A 16,434-nucleotide genomic window follows, 5' to 3' on the forward strand; every position below is an offset into this window, starting at 1 on the left:
CAGCGGCCGCAGACGCAGGTGATGGTTCCTTCACTCACTGATCCTTCATCGCGATGTGCGAATACTGATTATCGTAGACTTACGAAGAATCAGACTATCGACTCGGAGTTCCATGAGCAAAAGCACAATGACCCCTCGGCCCGAGTCGCGGCTGTCGGTGTTCTTCGACGCGCGCTTCACCCGCACAACGCATCATGACGGAATCTCCCGCTACGGCGCGTGCCTCCTCGCGGCTCTCCTCGAAGCCGTCGAGGACACGGATATCGACGTCACCGCCATCATCAGCGATCGGGCGCAGCTGGCCCTGCTGCCGGAATGTCGATGGGTCGAACTCAACGACCCCACCTCCCCCGCCGAGGTCGCCGTCGCCGGCAGGCTCAACGCCCTCGGGGCCGATGTCGTGTTCTCCACAATGCAGACGATGGGCTCCTTCGGACGTCGCTACGGCCTCATCCTCACCATCCACGACCTCATCTACTATTCGCATCCGCAGCCGCCGGGCGATCTCCCGCTGCCGATCCGTCTGCTGTGGCGGGCCTACCACCTCAGCTACACTCCGCAGCGGCTTCTGCTCAACCGAGCCGATGCCGTCGCGGCCGTGTCCGAGACGACGAAGGACCTCATCGCCGCCCACCACCTGACCACCAAGCCGGTGGCTGTGGTTTCAAACGCCGCCGAGGTGGCCGCGGCGAGCACGCGGACCGTGAACCGCAGCGATGCGAAGACGCTCATCTATATGGGCGCCTTCCTGCCGTACAAGAACGTCGAAGCACTCATCCGCGCACTCGAACACCTGCCGGGATGGACCCTGCACATCGCCAGCAGAATCGAGGGACGCCGAGAAGCGCAGCTGCGGTCGCTCATCCCCGACCGGGCGAAGGTCGTGTTCCATCGCGGGATCAGCGAAGAGGACTATGCTCGACTCCTCGACGAGGCGACAGCACTCGTCACGGCATCCCGCGAGGAGGGCTTCGGTCTGCCCGTCATCGAGGCGATGGCGCAGGGGGTTCCGGTCGCGGTCTCGGACATTCCGATCTTCAATGAGATCGCCGGTGCGGCGGCGGTGTACTTCGACCAGGAGGATCCGCGCTCGATTGCGGAGGCGATCACCCGGCTCACCGACGCGGGAACTTGGGAGAAGCAGTCACAGGCGGGCCTGGTCCAGTCGCAGAAATTCGATTGGGCCGACTCGGCTGCGGCTCTCGTCGAGCTCATCCGTTCGGTCGCTGCCGAACGGACAACGGGTGCGACGAAGCGCATCGGCGGTGCCGACGAGCGGGAATCGAGGAGCTGAGGCCGGGATTGCCGACCGGTCCGTCGGACGCAGGGAACGGGCTCAGCGGGTGTTCGTGCCCCAGCTGCGCAGCACCCATCCGCGTTCGGACCAGCCGAACTCTCCGTGCCCGCAGTTGCCGAGCACGCCGATGCGACCGGTGCCGGTCATGTCGAGGAGGATCTCCGCGGCCCCGCGGAGCACGGCACCGTGGGCGACGATGGCGATCGTCTCGGCGGTCGCCGATTCGACGATGTCGGTGATGGCAGCGGCGACACGGTTGCCCGATCGGGACCGGGATTCTCCTCCCGGGGGTGCGCCATCGGCACCGGAGACCCAGTCGGCGAGTTCGGACGGCCAGGTCAGGCCCACCTCGGCGCGGGTCGATCCTTCCCACTCGCCGAAGGCGGCTTCGCGCAGACGAGCGTCACGGGATGATGCGAGGCCGACGAGCGAGGCGAGGATATCAGCGGTCTCCGCGGCCCGGGAGAGGTCTGAGGAGACGATGTGCTCGGGGGCGAACTCGGCGAGCCTACGGGCGGCCTCAGCGGCCTGAGCGCGACCGGTGTCGTTCAGCGGCACATCGGACTGTCCCTGGAATCGCCCCTCGACGTTGAAGTCGGTCTGACCATGGCGCCAGAACAGGACGGTCTTCGTCATTCGTCTGCGTCGGGTTCGGGCAGGTTCAGGTCGATGACCGGCACGTCCTTCCACAGTCGCTCCAGCGCATAGTACTCGCGCTGTTCGGCGGAGAAGACGTGGACGACGATCTCTCCGAAGTCGAGCAGGACCCAGTCGCCCCCGCGTCCCTCACGCCGCAGCGGTGTGCGGTCGTGTTCGCGTTGGACGGCCTCTTCGACGGAGTCGATGATCGCATCGATCTGGCGTTCGTTGTCGGCGGAGATGATGAGGAAGGCATCGGTGATGTAGAGCGTGGAACTCACATCGAGGCCGATGATGTCGGTGCCGAGCTTCTCGTCCGCGGCTTTCGCGGCGGTCTGAAGCAGCTGAGTGGAATCGGCGATCTCGCTCACAAGATCCTTTCGCATGGATGCAGGAATGCAGGTGGTGTCACTGGAACATGATGAAGGCGACGACGATGAGGGCCAGCGCGAAGAAAGCGGCGATCCCGAGGATGATGTAGGGCATCTTCGAGGGCTCTTCCCCCATGAGGATCTGCCCGTCGTGTCCGGTCACCGACCTGGCGGGGATGCGGGTTCCCGGTGGGTTCTCCGTCTCCTCGTCTTCGTAGTCGCTGTTCGGCAGAGCCCAGGCTTCGGGGACGGCGTCCATAGGACGGGTCTCCGGGTTCGCAGCCAGTGCCCGTGCCGCATCATCGGATCCGGGCTCGTGAGCTGGGGTGTTCGCCTCACGGTTCGTCGCATCGTCTGCCGATGCCGTTTCGGTGCCGGCCGACGCTGCGGTCGGTTCCTCAGCGGTGCCGGGTTCGTCGGTCGTGGGGATCTGCGCCGAGGCCGCGGTGACGACACGCACGCCCGAGGTCGACGGCGGCTGGACGATCGGCATCCGGCGCGAACGGGAGGCCGGTTCCGGCCCGTCCTGTTCGGACTGTCCAACCTCGGTCTTCTCAGTGGGTTCGTCCTTCGCGGCAGGTTCTTCACTCCCCAGTGCTTCGGCAGCCGAATCAGCACCGTCCGTCTCGCCCGACGCCGCGGCATCGGTCGAGCCCGGAGCCGGTGTCTCGGTCGAGCCCGCGGCCGGTGCGTCGGTACCCGGCGTCGTCGGGGACTCGTCGACGGCGTCCTCGTCGAGAGCGGAGAACGGCATCGAGAGCGCATCGTAGGGTTCGCTCTCACGGGACGTCGGCCGCGGGGCGGAGTCGGCGGTCACCGGGGCTTCGAAGTCGCGTGCGGCGACTTCCTCGGTGGCTCCGCCGAACCCGGCGGCATCGTAGGATTCGTGTTCGGCCAGGGGCTCGCTCTCCGAGCTTTCGCCGAAGGCGGGGTCGGAGTCCGCGGTCGTCGTCTCGCCGGATGCGTCGTCGTCGACCGCTGCCGCGGCGGACTCTGTCACAGTGGGCGAAGACTTCGCAGGGGTGCTCTCGGCAGGCGCGTCCTCGCCGGCCTCGGCGATCTCGGGCAGCGGACCGGTCAGTCGACCCTCGGAGGCGGCCTGACGTTCGGCCAGTTCCGTCTCATCGGCGACGACGGGCAGGGCACCGGTCGACAGATCGCCATAGTGCGAGAGGCCGTGTTCGCGCAGGTAGCGCTTCTTCTCGGCCCGGGACTGGAAATGCGGCAGCGGGGCCCGTTGCGGATCGAGACGATCCTCGGCATGCACCGGGGGCCGCGACTCCTGCGGGTGGTCCGAAGCCAGGGCTCCGCGTGCGTGGCTGGTTCGCGGCGCAGGGGCGGGATCGATGCGGGAGCTCGCGGCGTGGTCGCCCTCAGCCTCGGGTGCACCCGTGTCGGACGTGCCTGCATCGCCGGCTTCCTCACGGGGTGCCGGCGGGGTCTCGGGCTTCTTCGGCGACGCCGGGGTGAGGAGATCGGCGCGAGAGTTCGGGGCCTCTTGCGGCTGCTCAGGAACCGCTCGTGCCTCGAACGCCTGTTCCGCCGCCTGCCGTTCGGCTTCGCGCCGGGCTCGACGTGACGTGAACTGCTCCTCAGCCATTCTCACTCCTGTACAACTCGTATTTCGCGATGTATTGCACGACGCCGTCCGGTACGAGATACCAGACAGGCGCGCCGTCCATCACCCGTTGTCTGCAATCCGTGGACGATATCGCCAGCGCCGGAATCTGCACGAGACTCAGCCGATCCACCGGGAGTCCCTCACCATGGAGTTCGTGCCCGGGGCGGCTGACCCCGACGAAGTGTGCCAAGGAAAACAGCTCATCCACATTCTTCCACGTCAGGATCTGAGCCAAAGCGTCCGCGCCGGTGATGAAGAACAACTCTGTATCCGAACCGTAGCTGCGGGCCAGATCCCGCAGCGTATCGATGGTGTAGGTCGGACCCGGGCGGTCGACGTCCGCGCGAGAGACGGTGAAGCGTGGATTCGATGCGGTGGCGACGACGGTCATCAGGTACCGGTGTTCGGCGCTGGTGACCTCTTCGACGTCCTTTTGATACGGCCGTCCGGTGGGGACGAAAACCACCTCGTCGAGGTCGAAGGTCGCTTGGACCTCACTTGCCGCGACGAGGTGGCCGTGGTGGACGGGGTCGAAGGTGCCGCCCATGACACCGACTCTGCGTCTGTGCTCTGCCATATCAGTGGCGGTGCGAGATGCCCTTCCACGACCGAGTCACAATGCCGATCGTGAGGAAGATCGCCAGGGTGGTGAGTCCGAACCAGATCGGATCCATCGGCAGCTCGGTGTGGGCTGCATGCTCAGCACCTTCGGCCGCGGCTGCCAAGATGGCTGCGTTCACGTGATTACTCCTTCTCATTTCCTCCGACGCGGAAAGTGCGCGCCGGTTTCACTGTTCTCTCATTTTCTCATGAACGACCCCGTTATTCGGCATCGACATGACTTCGATCGGTTTCGAATCCGCCGATGCGGGGCCGGGGAGGCTCCGATCGTGACGGTTTCGCCCCGGTTGGGAATCAGGAACGGATCTGTCCGTTGCCCATCATCACCCACTTCGTCGTCGTCAGCTGCTCGAGGCCCATCGGACCGCGAGCGTGCAGCTTCTGCGTGGAGATGCCGACCTCGGCTCCGAAGCCGAGCTCTCCCCCATCGGTGAATCGGGTGGAGACGTTGACCCCGACGGCCGCGGCGTCGATCGCGGCGACGAAGGTGTCGGCATTGTCGAGGTCCTTCGTGACGATGACTTCGGTATGCCCGGAGCTGTAGGCGCGGATGTGGTCGATGGCCTCTTCGATCCCGGTGACGAGCTTGATCGCGATCTCCAGACCGAGGTATTCCTTGGCCCAGTCGCGCCGTGAGACCCGGCGGACCTTCATCGTCGAGGGGGCCAGGGCAGAGACATCGGAGTCGGCGTGGACGATGACACCGGCCTGATCGAGGCGTTCGAGGATCTTCGGCAGCACCCGTTTGGCCGCTTTCTCATGGACGAGCAGCGTCTCGAGGGAGTTGCAGACGCTGGGCCGGTGCGTCTTCGAATTCAGCACGAGGTCGACGGCGGTCTTCACCGTGGCCGTGGAGTCGACGAACATGTGGACGTTGCCGACGCCGGTCTCGATGACGGGCACGATCGATTCCTGCACGACCATATTGATGAGTTCGGCGCCGCCTCGGGGAATGAGCAGGTCGACGAAGTCACGGGCGTTCATGAGCACGTTCGCTCCCTCACGGCCGTACTGGTCGATGCCGTTGATCGTGTCGGCGGGCAGCCCTGCCGATTCGACGGCGCCGCGGAGGACGGAGATGATCTCCGCGTTCGAGTTCTGCGCTGCCGAACCTCCGCGCAGCACCGAGGCGTTGCCCGATTTCAGGGCGAGCACGGCGATGTCGACGGTGACGTTCGGCCGGGCTTCGTAGATGGCTCCGATGACGCCCATCGGCACTCGCGTCTGGGTAAGCTTGATGCCGTTGGGCAGGGTTCGGCCGAGGACGACGTCGCCGACGGGGTCGGAGAGGTCGATGACGGCTTCGACCGAATCCGCGATCGCGGCGATGCGATCGGCGTCAAGACGGAGGCGGTCGAGCAGCGCTTCGCTCATTCCGTTCTCGGTGCCGGCGGCGATGTCGGCGTCATTGGCCTTGACGATGCGGTCGGTATGGGTCCGCAGCGCCTCAGCGATGGCGTGCAGGGCGGCATTCTTGTCGGCCGTCGAGGTCGTGGCCAGCAGGCTCGATGCGGTTTTGGCATTGCGCGCGATCCGGGTCACGCCGCGCACAGTCTTGGGGTGGATCTCGGCTGCAGCGCTCATGTGCTATCTCCCCCCGCTCACATGTGTGAGAACGAGATCGTTACGATGGATGACCTCTTTACGGTAATCATTTCCCAGACGGGTGCCAAGTTCCTCGGTCGTGGACCCGAACATCAGCGGCAGCTCCTCGGACGAGAAGTTCGTCATCCCCCGGGCGATGACCTCGCCGTCGATGCTGCGGATCTCGACCGGGTCGCCGGCCTCGAAGTCTCCGTCGGCCGCGGTCACGCCCGCCGCGAGCAGAGAAGTGCCTCGGGAGAGCACCGCCTGCTCGGCCCCCCTGTCGATGGTCACCGACCCGAAGGTCCGCGCAAGGTGCCGCAGCCACAGCAGACGTGTGCCGCGACGTCGGTGGGTGACCGCGAAGTACGTGCCCACTTCGTCCCCGGCCAGCACCGAGGCGACCTGGGGCGCCGATGTCAGCAACGCGGGGATACCGGAATCGGCGACCATGATCGCGGCGTCTACCTTCGTGGCCATCCCGCCGGTGCCCGTCCCGGCGGAGCCGACCCCGCCGATGGCGATGGTCTCGAGATCGCTCGGACCGTGCACATGATCGATGAGGCGCGAGCCGGGCCGGTCCGGGGGCCCCGAGTAGAGGGCGTCGACGTCGGAGAGGAGGACGAGTGCATCCGCGTGGGACAGGTGTGCGACGAGGGCTGCGAGCCGGTCGTTGTCACCGAAGCGGATCTCCTCGGTGGCCACGGCATCGTTCTCGTTGACGATGGGCAGAGTGCCCAGGGCGAGGAGTTTGTCGATGGCCCGCTGGGCGTTCTTGTACTGTGTCCGACGGATGAGGTCGTCGGCGGTGAGCAGCACCTGACCGGGCACGAGATCGTAGCGGCCCAGAGCACGGGTGTAGGCGGCCATGAGGAGCCCCTGGCCGACGCCGGCCGCGGCCTGCTGAGTGGCGAGATCGCGGGGCCGTCTGTTCAGACCCATCGGGTCGAGTCCGGCCGCGATCGCACCGGAGGACACGAGGATCACCTCATGCCCGGCGGCGCGATGAGCACCGATGACATCGGTGAGCGCAATGAGCTTGGCCTCGTCGAGGCCGCCGTCGATGGTGGTCAGAGACGACGAACCGACCTTGACCACGACACGACGCGCGGTCGCGATGTCCTCGCGGACGGCCGGCGCTGCAGTTCTCCCGTGCGAAGAGGCGCTCACTCCTCGTCGGTCCCCGACTCAGTGGCTGCCGACGGCTCGGAGCCGGCGCTGCCCTGACGCCGAGCACGCTCGGAGAGGCGTTCCTGTTCGAACTCGGCGCGCACGGCGGCCTTCGCGTCCATTCTGTCGTGGTAGGCGGCCTTGCGCTCCTTGCGGGTGGCGCGAGCCTCGTCCTCAAGTCGGGCGTCGGAGCCGCGGGAGCCGAGCAGTTCGGCTCCGCCGATGGTCGTGGGGTCCCAGTCGAAGACCACTCCGTCATCGCCGCCGACGACGATCGTGTCCCCGGGTTTGGCACCGGCCTTGAACAAGGCATCTTCGACACCGAGGTGTTCGAGTCGGTCGGCGAGATAGCCGACGGCTTCGTCGTTGCCGAAGTCCGTCTGCTGCACCCAGCGGCGCGGTTTGTCGCCGAGGACGCGGAACAGCGGTCCTTCGGCGTCGTGTTCGACGCGGATCTCGAAACCGCGATCGTCGACGGCCTTCGGGCGGATGACCACACGCTGCGGGGTGGCTTCGATCTCGGCGCGACGTTCGCGTTCGGCCAGCACGAGTTCGGCCATGGCGAAGGACAGCTCGCGCAGTCCGGCGTGGCTGACCGCGGAGATCTCGAAGACTCGGTACCCCGCGGCTTCGAGGTCGGGGCGCACGATGTCGGCGAGATCGCGTCCGTCGGGGATGTCGACCTTGTTCAGTGCCACGAGCTTCGGTCGTTCCGACAGCGGCAGCAGTCCGCTGCCGTCGTCGAGGTCGACGGCGTAGGCGGCGAGTTCGGATTCGATGATCGTGAGATCGGAGACCGGGTCGCGTCCGGGCTCCCACGTGGCCATATCGATGACGTGGACGAGGCCGGCACAGCGTTCGACGTGGCGGAGGAACTCGAGCCCCAGACCCTTGCCCTCCGAGGCCCCGGGGATGAGACCCGGCACGTCAGCGACGGTGTAGCGGGTGTCGCCGGCCTGGACCACACCGAGGTTGGGCACCAAGGTGGTGAAGGGGTAGTCGGCGATCTTCGGCTTCGCCGCAGACAGCGCAGCGATGAGGCTCGATTTGCCCGCGGAGGGGTACCCGACGAAAGCGATGTCGGCGATCGTCTTGAGCTCGAGGACGAGGCTCAGCGTCTCTCCGGGCTCACCGAGCAGAGCGAAGCCGGGAGCCTTGCGCTTCGTCGAGGCCAGGGCGGCGTTGCCGAGTCCCCCGCGTCCGCCTGCGGCCGCGGTGAACTCGGTGCCGTCTTCGACGAGGTCGATGATGATGCTGCCGTTGGTGTCCTTGACCACTGTGCCTTCGGGCACATCGATGACAAGGTTCTTGCCGTCGGCTCCATGACGCAGGTCGCCCTTGCCGATCCCCCCGCCGTCAGCGCGCAGGTGCGGTCGATGGTGGAGCGGCAGAAGAGTCGTGGACTGACGGTCGACTCGGAAGATGATGTTTCCGCCATTGCCGCCGTCGGCGCCGTCGGGGCCGCCGAGCGGTTTGAACTTCTCGCGCCTGATCGAGGCGCACCCGTTCCCACCGTCGCCGGCGGCGAGGTGAACAGTGACACGATCTACGAACTCGGTGGCCATAATGTCCTTATATCAGATGAAGGGTGAGTCGTTCGACTCACCCTTCATGGTCCCCTAACAGGGGAGAAATCCTATTGACGACGGAACGGATCCTAAAGGATCAGGCTCCGACGATGTTGACGATCTTGCGACCGTTGCGGGTGCCGAATTCCACGGCGCCTGCACTCAGTGCGAAGAGGGTATCGTCTCCGCCGCGGCCGACGTTGGAACCGGGGTGGAACTTGGTTCCGCGCTGGCGGACGATGATCTCGCCGGCCTTGACGGTCTGACCGCCGAAGCGCTTGACACCGAGGTACTGTGGGTTCGAGTCGCGACCGTTGCGGGTCGAGCTGACTCCCTTTTTGCTTGCCATGTGAGAAGTCTCCTCTTACTTGATGTTCGTGATCTTCAGGCGGGTGAGGTCCTGGCGGTGGCCCTGACGCTTCTTGTATCCCGTCTTGTTCTTGTACTTCTGGATCACAATCTTGGGCCCGCGGAGCTCGCCGGTGACCTCAGCGGAGACCGAGACCTTCGACAGGGCATCGGCATCGGTCGTGACCGTCTCACCGTCGACAAGAAGCACGGCATCGAGTTCGACGCTGTCTCCAGCCTTCGCCTTCATTCGGTTGACTGTGATGATGTCGCCGACGCTCACCTTTTCCTGGTGGCCTCCGGCGCGGACGATGGCATAGACCATGGTCGAACCCTCTTTCTGCTAATTCTCAAACGAACGGCGGTTGTCCCTTGGCTGCCGCGAAGAGTCTTCGCAGGCTTCCCATTGAGAGGAATCACCAGCCGTGGTGCGTCACACGCACCGACGGTCAATTCTAATCGAGACTGCGCGACATCGGCAAACCCGTTCGACATCGGTCGACGACTGAGATGCTGACTGTGAGACATCTCTCACAGCTTCATGAGTCTGCCTCATCTCCGCAGACGCCTCTGTCTCTTCAGCTGTCGCGCGACTCCGCGATGCGTTCGTGCCGGCGGATCACCTCGGCGACGATGAAGGCGAGGAACTTCTCGGCGAAGGCGGGATCGAGGTGTGAGTCCTCGGCCAGCACCCGCAGTCGGGCGACCTGCTCGGTTTCACGGGATTCGTCGGCCGGCGGCAGTCCGTGGTCGGCCTTGAGCTCGCCGACGCGTTCGGTGAGCTTGAATCTCTCGGCCAGGAGATGGACGAGGGAGGCGTCGATGTTGTCGATGCTTCCCCGCAGCTCCCGCAGCCGCTGAAATGCGTATGTATTGTCGTCTCTGTTCTGCTCCACGCATCCCAGTCTAACGATGCCCGGGCATGATTGTGCGCCGCGTCCGGGCGCGCGGCGCACAATCGGCAGACATGCCCGGGAATGCGGGAGTCTCAGTCGCTCAGGCAGGACGTTCGACAGAGACGGCGTCGACGGTGTCCGGGTCGCCGAGCGTGCCGGCCCTGCGGTCGGCCAGGTACTTCTTCATCTCCTTCTTCACCACCGGCATGAGCAGGTAGAGGCCGAGAATGTTGATGAAGGCACACATGAACAGGGCCGCATCGGCGAATTCGACGACCTTCGAGAAGGTGGCCACGCAGCCGATGACGACGAAGATGCACACGAGGGCGCGGAACACGGTGACGCTGCCCTTCGCCTTGCCGAACAGGAAGCCCCAGGCCTGCTCTCCGTAGTAGGCCCAGGTGATGAGCGTGGAGAAGGCGAAGAGCGCGACAGCGATCGCCAGCAGCACCGGATACCAGGACGCGACGGTGGAGAAGGCGTCCGAGGTCAGGGCCACTCCCCCGATCTCTCCTGCGCCGAGGTCCTCACGGTAGGAGGCCTGATTGGCCACGATGATCGTCAGCGCCGTCATCGTGCACACGATGACGGTGTCGATGAAGGGCTCGAGGAGCGCGACGAATCCTTCGGAGATCGGACGTCGGGTCTTGACTGCGGAGTGTGCGATCGGGGCGGAGCCGATGCCGGCCTCATTGGAGAAGGCCGAACGCTGGAAGCCGATGATCATCACGCCGACGACGCCGCCGGCGATGCCCTGCGGGTTGAAGGCGCCGGCGAAGATCTCGCCGATGGCGTTCGGGATGTTCGCGTAGTTGAGCCCGAGCACGAGCAGACAGGAGACGACGTAGAAGATCGCCATGCCGGGAACGAGCTTGTCGGTGACCTTCGCGATGGAGCGGATGCCGCCGAGGATGACGAGCGCCACGAGGACGGCGAAGATGATGCCGAATACGAGCGAGGCGAAGGGGCCGGCGAGGAATCCGTCGTCCCCGCCGGTGGCCGTGCGCACCTGAGCGAAGGTCTGGTTGGCCTGGAACATGCCGCCGCCGACCACGCCGAAGATGAGGATGGCGATCGCGAAGAGACCGGTGAGCGTCGTCGCCACCGGCTTGCTGAAGCGGCGGAAGGCCACGGGCAGGTACTTGAACGGACCGCCGTGGACCACGCCGTTCTCGTCGATCTCGCGATACTTCACACCGAGAGTGCATTCGACGAATTTCGTGCACATGCCCAGGAGGCCCGCGATGATCATCCAGAAGGTGGCGCCCGGACCGCCGAGCGCGATGGCAACGCCGACACCGGCGATATTGCCGAGGCCGACAGTGCCGGACAGCGCCGAGGCGAGAGCCTGGAAGTGAGTGACCTCGCCGGGGTCGTCCTTCGACGAGTACTTCCCGCGGATGATCTCGAGAGCGAGTTTCGCTCCGCGCGCTTGGATGAAGCCGAAGTAGACAGTGAAGGCCAGGGCCGCGAAGATCAGCCACAGGACGACGAACGGAAAGGAGAAGTCTCCGAGGGTGATCGGAAAGAAGATGATGTTGCCGAACCACGTGGCGATCGGATCGAACCATGAGTCGATGGCATCGTCGACCGGAGAGACCGGCGCTGCTGAGATATGAATGGTGTTCATGATCTGTCAACCTCCCTGAGACGCACATCACATTCAAGCGCCCCGACCCGCGGAGCCGGTTCAGTTATCAAACCGTTACCGAACCGCCCGCACGCGGCTGCTCCTGAGACCCGCGTCTCATTCTGTGGCCTAGACTGGAGGCATGACTCAGAACCCTCAGCAGCCAGCTCCCCGACGGAATCAGCCACCCGGTCATGGTCCCGTGCCCAGCGGTGATCCGGCCCCGCACTACCAGGCCGGGCACACGCAGCCGGCCGCGTATCCGGGCGCCGAACCCGTGACCAACCCGAACGGGCATTACGGTTCACAGGGGTCTCAGGCAGGCTCTTCGGGCATGTCGGATTCGGGGCCCGCTTATGGTCCGCCCGGCGGTGCGCAGGCGAACACGGGCGCACCCCAGCATCATGGTCCCGGCCCCGCCTCTCCGATCCCCCAGGAGGCTCGTCGTCGACGTTCGGCGCCGAACCCGACCTCGAACCGGTCCACTGACTCTCCACAGCACCCCACCTCGGCGAATGGGCCGACCCCGGCCCGAATCGTCTCTCCCGAGGGAGAACGGGTGCGCGAGAAGCCTGCGGGAGGAGTCTCCGGCTACTTCGCAATCGTCGGAGCCATCGGTCTGCTTCTGCTCGCCCTCATCCTTGGTGTCTTCGGCTTCATCATGACGTTCGTTCAGGTCGCAATCGGCGTCATCCTCATCGTCTTCGGTGTCCTCAGCTTCATCGCATCGATGTTCCTCTTCAAGGGCTGCACTTCGGTGGCACCCGGTCATGCCGTCGTCCTCCAGCTCTACGGCAAGTACGTCGGCACGGTCCGCCAGTCGGGCCTGCGCTTCGTCAACCCCTTCTACACGAAGGATCAGGTCTCCACGCGCATCCGCAATCATGAGACCTCGACGCTGAAGGTCAACGATCTCGACGGCAACCCGATCGAGATCGGTGCCGTCGTCGTCTGGCAGGTCAAAGACACTGCGCAGGCGATGTTCGAAGTCGACGACTTCGAGGAGTTCGTCGCGATCCAGGCCGAGACCGCGGTCAGGCACATCGCGAACTCCTATGCCTATGACTCGTCTGATCCACAGCGGATGTCGCTGCGTGACAATGCCGATGAGATCACCTCGAAGCTCTCCGACGAGGTGGCCGCCAGAGTGATGGCGGCCGGAGTGACGGTCATCGAGTCCCGCATCACCCAGTTGGCCTACGCTCCCGAGATCGCCCGCGCGATGCTCCAGCGCCAGCAGGCGACCGCGGTCGTTGCGGCGCGTCAGCTCATCGTCGAGGGCGCGGTCGGCATGGTCGAGACGGCCATCGAAGAGATCGAGGGACGACAGATCGTGCGGCTGGGTCAGGCCGAACGCAGCGATCTCGTCTCGAACCTCATGATCGTCCTCTGCGGTGATCAGGCGGCGCAGCCGACGATCAGCACCACCCGCAATCAGCAGTCGGCGGGCTGAGCACCGCCTCTCCAGAGCGTCAAGCGCCCCGCCGACGGAACTCCGTCGGCGGGGCGCTTGACTGTCCGCTCAGCAGACTGTCTGCTCAGCGCGGCGGCGGTGTCGCGCACCGCCTCGAGGCTCAGTTCTCGCCGATGATGACGAATGAGGTCGGCAGCTCTTCCTGGACCTTCTCACTCGTCTTCTTCGCAGGTGCCGGGGACTTCTTCGCAGCGGCCTTCCGGACGGGCGCGACGGCGGCCACCTTCGTCTCGGTGTCAGCACCGATCATCAGCGGCAGATCCTTCGGCTCCGGTGCGGGAGCGGGCGCTGAGTCCTCACTCTTCTGCGCACGCTTTGCCGATGAGACCTCGGCCGCGGGCTTCTTCGCTCCCGAGTCCTTGGACTCGGGCGTCGCGGCCGCGGTTTCGGGCTCCGCCTTCGAGCCCGCGTCCTTCGGCTTGTCTGCGGAACCGTCCGCAGAGTCCTTCGCGTCCGCGGTGTCGGACTGGCCGGACCGGGAGTTCGAGCGGCGACGCCCGTTGCGCGAACGCGAACGGGACTTGCCGGTGTCCTCGGCGCCCGACTTCTCCTCGTGCCCGCTCTCAGACTTCGCTTCTGCGGAGTCCGTTTCGTCCTTCTTCAGCGTCGCCTTCGCAATCGCAGCGACTGCAGAGCGGGAGGCATCGGACGAGACCGGCTCCTCCTGCGTCTCCGGTTCGCTCTGCTTCGACTTCGATCCCGAATCTCCGCGGCGCTTGCGGTCGCGACGGTTGTCGTTGTTCGATGATCGGTTGCCGCGGTGCGACTTCGATCCGTCCTCTTCGGAGCCCGGCAGCAGCAGGCCGCGACCGCTGAGGTCCTCTCCGGCGCTGACGAGGGATTCGGCCAGGCCGGTGCCGATGCGCTTGCGGGTCATCTGGACGAGACCCAGCGAGGTCACCTCGGCGACCTGGTGCTTCGTCCTATCACGTCCGAGGCATTCGACGAGGCGGCGCACGACGAGGTCGCGGTTGGACTCGAGCACCATGTCGATGAAGTCGACGACGATGATGCCGCCGATGTCACGCAGACGCAGCTGACGGATGACCTCCTCGGCGGCTTCGAGGTTGTTGCGAGTCACCGTCTCCTCGAGGTTGCCTCCGGAACCGGTGAATTTGCCGGTGTTGACGTCGACGACCGTCATCGCTTCGGTCCGGTCGATGACCAGCGAACCGCCCGATGGCAGGTTCACGGTGCGCTGCAGAGCCTTCTGGATCTGCTCTTCGATCCGGTAGTGGTCGAAGATGTCTTCGTCTTCGCTGTAGCTGTGGACGCGTTCGAGCAGGTCGGGGGCCACGGATTCGACGTATTCGTGGATCGTGTTCCAGGCTCCGTCGCCGTCGATGACGAGCGAGTTGAAGTCTTCGTTGAACACGTCGCGGATGATGCGCACGATCATGTCCGGCTCGCTGTAGAGCAGCTGCGGGGCGAGCACCTTCGTCGACTTGGACTTCTTCTCGATCGTCTCCCAGCGCTTGGCGAGGCGTTCGACGTCACGGGAGAGATCCGAATCGGTGGCTCCCTCGGCGGCGGTGCGCACGATGACGCCGTTCGAATCGCCGACGAGCTCTTTGAGCAGCTTCTTCAGTCGGGCACGTTCGTTGTCCGGCAGCTTCCGCGAGATGCCGGTCATCGAATTGCCGGGCACATAGACGAGGAACCGGCCGGGCAGGGAGATCTGGCTGGTCAGTCGAGCACCCTTGTGCCCGATCGGGTCCTTCGTCACCTGCACGAGCACGGGGTCGCCGGGGCTCAGCGCGGTTTCGATGCGACGGGCTTTGCCGTCCATGCCGAGAGCGTCCCAGTTGACCTCACCGGCGTAGAGCACGGCGTTGCGGCCCTTGCCGATGTCGATGAACGCCGCTTCCATGCTCGGCAGCACGTTCTGCACCTTGCCGAGGTAGACGTTGCCGATGAGCGAGGACTGCTGGCGGTTCTCTTTGAGATAGTGTTCGACGGCGATTCCGTCTTCGACGACGACGAGCTGGGTCTGGTCACCGCTTTCGCGCACGAGCATCGTACGTTCGACGGATTCGCGGCGGGCGAGGAACTCGGCCTCGGTGATGATCGGGCGACGGCGCCCGGCCTCACGGCCCTCCTTGCGACGCTGACGTTTCGCTTCGAGTCGCGTCGATCCCTTCAGGGACGTGACCTCGTCGCGCTCGGAGCTGCGTGTGCGGGAGCGACGACGGCGGCGCCGACGTGAGCCGCCGTCGGAGTCGTCGTCTTCGTCATGCTCATCCGAGTGGGAGTCATCGGAGCTGCTGGCATCGGAGTTGTCGTCGGAACCGTGATCGGACTTCGAGTGCGAATCGTGTGAGTCCGAATCGGACTTCTGCTTCCCACCGCGATTGTTCGACCGGGAGCCGCGACGAGACGACCGCGAGTTCTCCGAATCGGAGTCGTCGTCCTCGGAGTCCTGGGGCTTCTCCGACTTCCCGGAAGCCTCGTCGGCGTCGTCGTGGGAGTCGTCGCGGTTGCGCGAGCGGCGTCCGCGGCCTCCTCGACGGCGACGCGGACCATTGGAGTTCTCGTCTTCGTCATGGTCGCCTCGGCGAGAGGGCGAGGAGTCCTCGTCGGAGTCCTGGGAATCGTCCCAGTCATCGTCAGAGCCTTCGTCGTCGATGTTCACGACCTGAGCGTGTTCTGCCTTCGGCACCTGGAAGATCAGGCCGCCGTCGTGCGGAACGGACGGCGCGGGGCGGGGTTCGGCCGGCTCCGCTGCCGCCGGGGCGGGAGCGGCGAAGGGATTGCGCGGATCGAAGCTCACGGCCGGCTCACGCGGAGAGGAGTCCTCCGCCGAGTTCTCCTCGTCGTCTTCGTCGTCATCGGAGCCCTCGTCGTCGGAGCTCTCAGCGTCCGCGTCCCCGCGGATGAACTCCTCGAAGACGAGTCCTCGATTGGCGACGGCCTCACGGGCGGACTTGGGCCGGCCCCGGCGGGGAGCCGGCTCCGGTTCCTCATCATCGCCGTCACCGTCGACCTCGTCACCGATCCGCAGCGATTCGGCCGCCTCGGCGATGTCATCGAGACGTGCACGCACACTGTCGTCGACGTCGTCGGAGGAATTGCTCTTGGCGTTGACCGACTGCTCCAGATTCGCCAGATCGGCGAGGATGCCTTCGGTTGGATCTGTCGACTCTGTACCGTCGTTCGACATATCGTTCATCAGTTCTCCCAGTCCGAAGACGCCGTCCACACCAAACGGATCTTCG

Annotated in this window: 15 protein-coding genes; 2 read left to right on the forward strand and 13 right to left on the reverse strand. The window is 65.4% G+C overall.

What is annotated here, in order from left to right:
- The first annotated feature begins 112 nt into the window (after positions 1-112).
- Positions 113-1,294, forward strand: coding sequence for a glycosyltransferase family 4 protein (locus ACPUD7_RS07190; protein ID WP_425119506.1), 1,182 nt, complete (start codon positions 113-115; stop codon positions 1,292-1,294).
- A 42-nt stretch (positions 1,295-1,336) separates the two neighbouring features.
- Here the strand turns inward: ACPUD7_RS07190 and ACPUD7_RS07195 are convergent, their stop codons facing one another.
- From ACPUD7_RS07195 to ACPUD7_RS07250, 12 genes are all read right to left on the reverse strand, one after another.
- The gene (locus tag ACPUD7_RS07195; RefSeq protein ID WP_425119507.1) at positions 1,337-1,933 is read right to left on the reverse strand and encodes a histidine phosphatase family protein; all 597 of its coding nucleotides are present in this window, start codon (positions 1,931-1,933) and stop codon (positions 1,337-1,339) included.
- A complete protein-coding gene (gene rsfS / locus ACPUD7_RS07200) occupies positions 1,930-2,307 on the reverse strand; it encodes a ribosome silencing factor (RefSeq protein WP_240689652.1) in 378 nt (125 codons plus the stop codon). The genes ACPUD7_RS07195 and rsfS overlap by 4 nt, the downstream gene beginning before the upstream one ends.
- Before the next feature lie 37 nt (positions 2,308-2,344).
- Positions 2,345-3,907 (reverse strand): hypothetical protein, encoded by a 1,563-nt coding sequence (locus ACPUD7_RS07205; RefSeq protein WP_425119508.1) that lies wholly within the window; start codon positions 3,905-3,907, stop codon positions 2,345-2,347.
- Positions 3,900-4,505, reverse strand: a complete 606-nt coding sequence (gene nadD, locus ACPUD7_RS07210; RefSeq protein ID WP_135538543.1) for a nicotinate-nucleotide adenylyltransferase — start codon at positions 4,503-4,505, stop codon at positions 3,900-3,902. The genes ACPUD7_RS07205 and nadD overlap by 8 nt, the downstream gene beginning before the upstream one ends.
- A 1-nt stretch (position 4,506) precedes the next feature.
- Positions 4,507-4,668, reverse strand: a complete 162-nt coding sequence (locus ACPUD7_RS07215) for a hypothetical protein (RefSeq protein ID WP_167854366.1) — start codon at positions 4,666-4,668, stop codon at positions 4,507-4,509.
- A gap of 175 nt (positions 4,669-4,843) precedes the next feature.
- Entirely contained in the window at positions 4,844-6,133 is a 1,290-nt protein-coding gene (locus ACPUD7_RS07220; protein ID WP_425119509.1) for a glutamate-5-semialdehyde dehydrogenase, read from the reverse strand.
- A 3-nt stretch (positions 6,134-6,136) separates the two neighbouring features.
- Positions 6,137-7,303, reverse strand: coding sequence for a glutamate 5-kinase (gene proB, locus ACPUD7_RS07225; protein WP_425119510.1), 1,167 nt, complete (start codon positions 7,301-7,303; stop codon positions 6,137-6,139).
- Positions 7,300-8,868, reverse strand: a complete 1,569-nt coding sequence (gene obgE / locus ACPUD7_RS07230) for a GTPase ObgE (RefSeq protein ID WP_425119511.1) — start codon at positions 8,866-8,868, stop codon at positions 7,300-7,302. Before obgE ends, proB begins: the two co-directional genes overlap by 4 nt.
- Before the next feature lie 100 nt (positions 8,869-8,968).
- Positions 8,969-9,220 (reverse strand): 50S ribosomal protein L27, encoded by a 252-nt coding sequence (gene rpmA / locus ACPUD7_RS07235; protein WP_135538551.1) that lies wholly within the window; start codon positions 9,218-9,220, stop codon positions 8,969-8,971.
- A gap of 15 nt (positions 9,221-9,235) precedes the next feature.
- Complete coding sequence (gene rplU, locus ACPUD7_RS07240; protein WP_135538553.1) at positions 9,236-9,544, reverse strand: 50S ribosomal protein L21; 309 nt, start codon at positions 9,542-9,544, stop codon at positions 9,236-9,238.
- A gap of 253 nt (positions 9,545-9,797) precedes the next feature.
- Positions 9,798-10,115, reverse strand: a complete 318-nt coding sequence (locus ACPUD7_RS07245) for a chorismate mutase (protein WP_240689656.1) — start codon at positions 10,113-10,115, stop codon at positions 9,798-9,800.
- Between the two features lie 100 nt (positions 10,116-10,215).
- Positions 10,216-11,745, reverse strand: coding sequence for an alanine/glycine:cation symporter family protein (locus ACPUD7_RS07250; protein ID WP_425119512.1), 1,530 nt, complete (start codon positions 11,743-11,745; stop codon positions 10,216-10,218).
- Between the two features lie 142 nt (positions 11,746-11,887).
- Here ACPUD7_RS07250 and ACPUD7_RS07255 point away from each other — a divergent pair, with 142 nt between their 5' ends.
- On the forward strand, positions 11,888-13,198 hold the full coding sequence (locus tag ACPUD7_RS07255; RefSeq protein ID WP_425119513.1) for an SPFH domain-containing protein: 1,311 nt from the start codon (positions 11,888-11,890) through the stop codon (positions 13,196-13,198).
- A gap of 121 nt (positions 13,199-13,319) precedes the next feature.
- Here ACPUD7_RS07255 and ACPUD7_RS07260 read toward each other — a convergent pair whose 3' ends face one another.
- A complete protein-coding gene (locus ACPUD7_RS07260; RefSeq protein WP_135538558.1) occupies positions 13,320-16,388 on the reverse strand; it encodes an Rne/Rng family ribonuclease in 3,069 nt (1,022 codons plus the stop codon).
- Between the last annotated feature and the right edge of the window lie 46 nt (positions 16,389-16,434).

Origin of the sequence: Brevibacterium sp. FAM 24630 (assembly GCF_049804075.1) — a bacterium.
GTDB lineage: Bacteria > Actinomycetota > Actinomycetes > Actinomycetales > Brevibacteriaceae > Brevibacterium.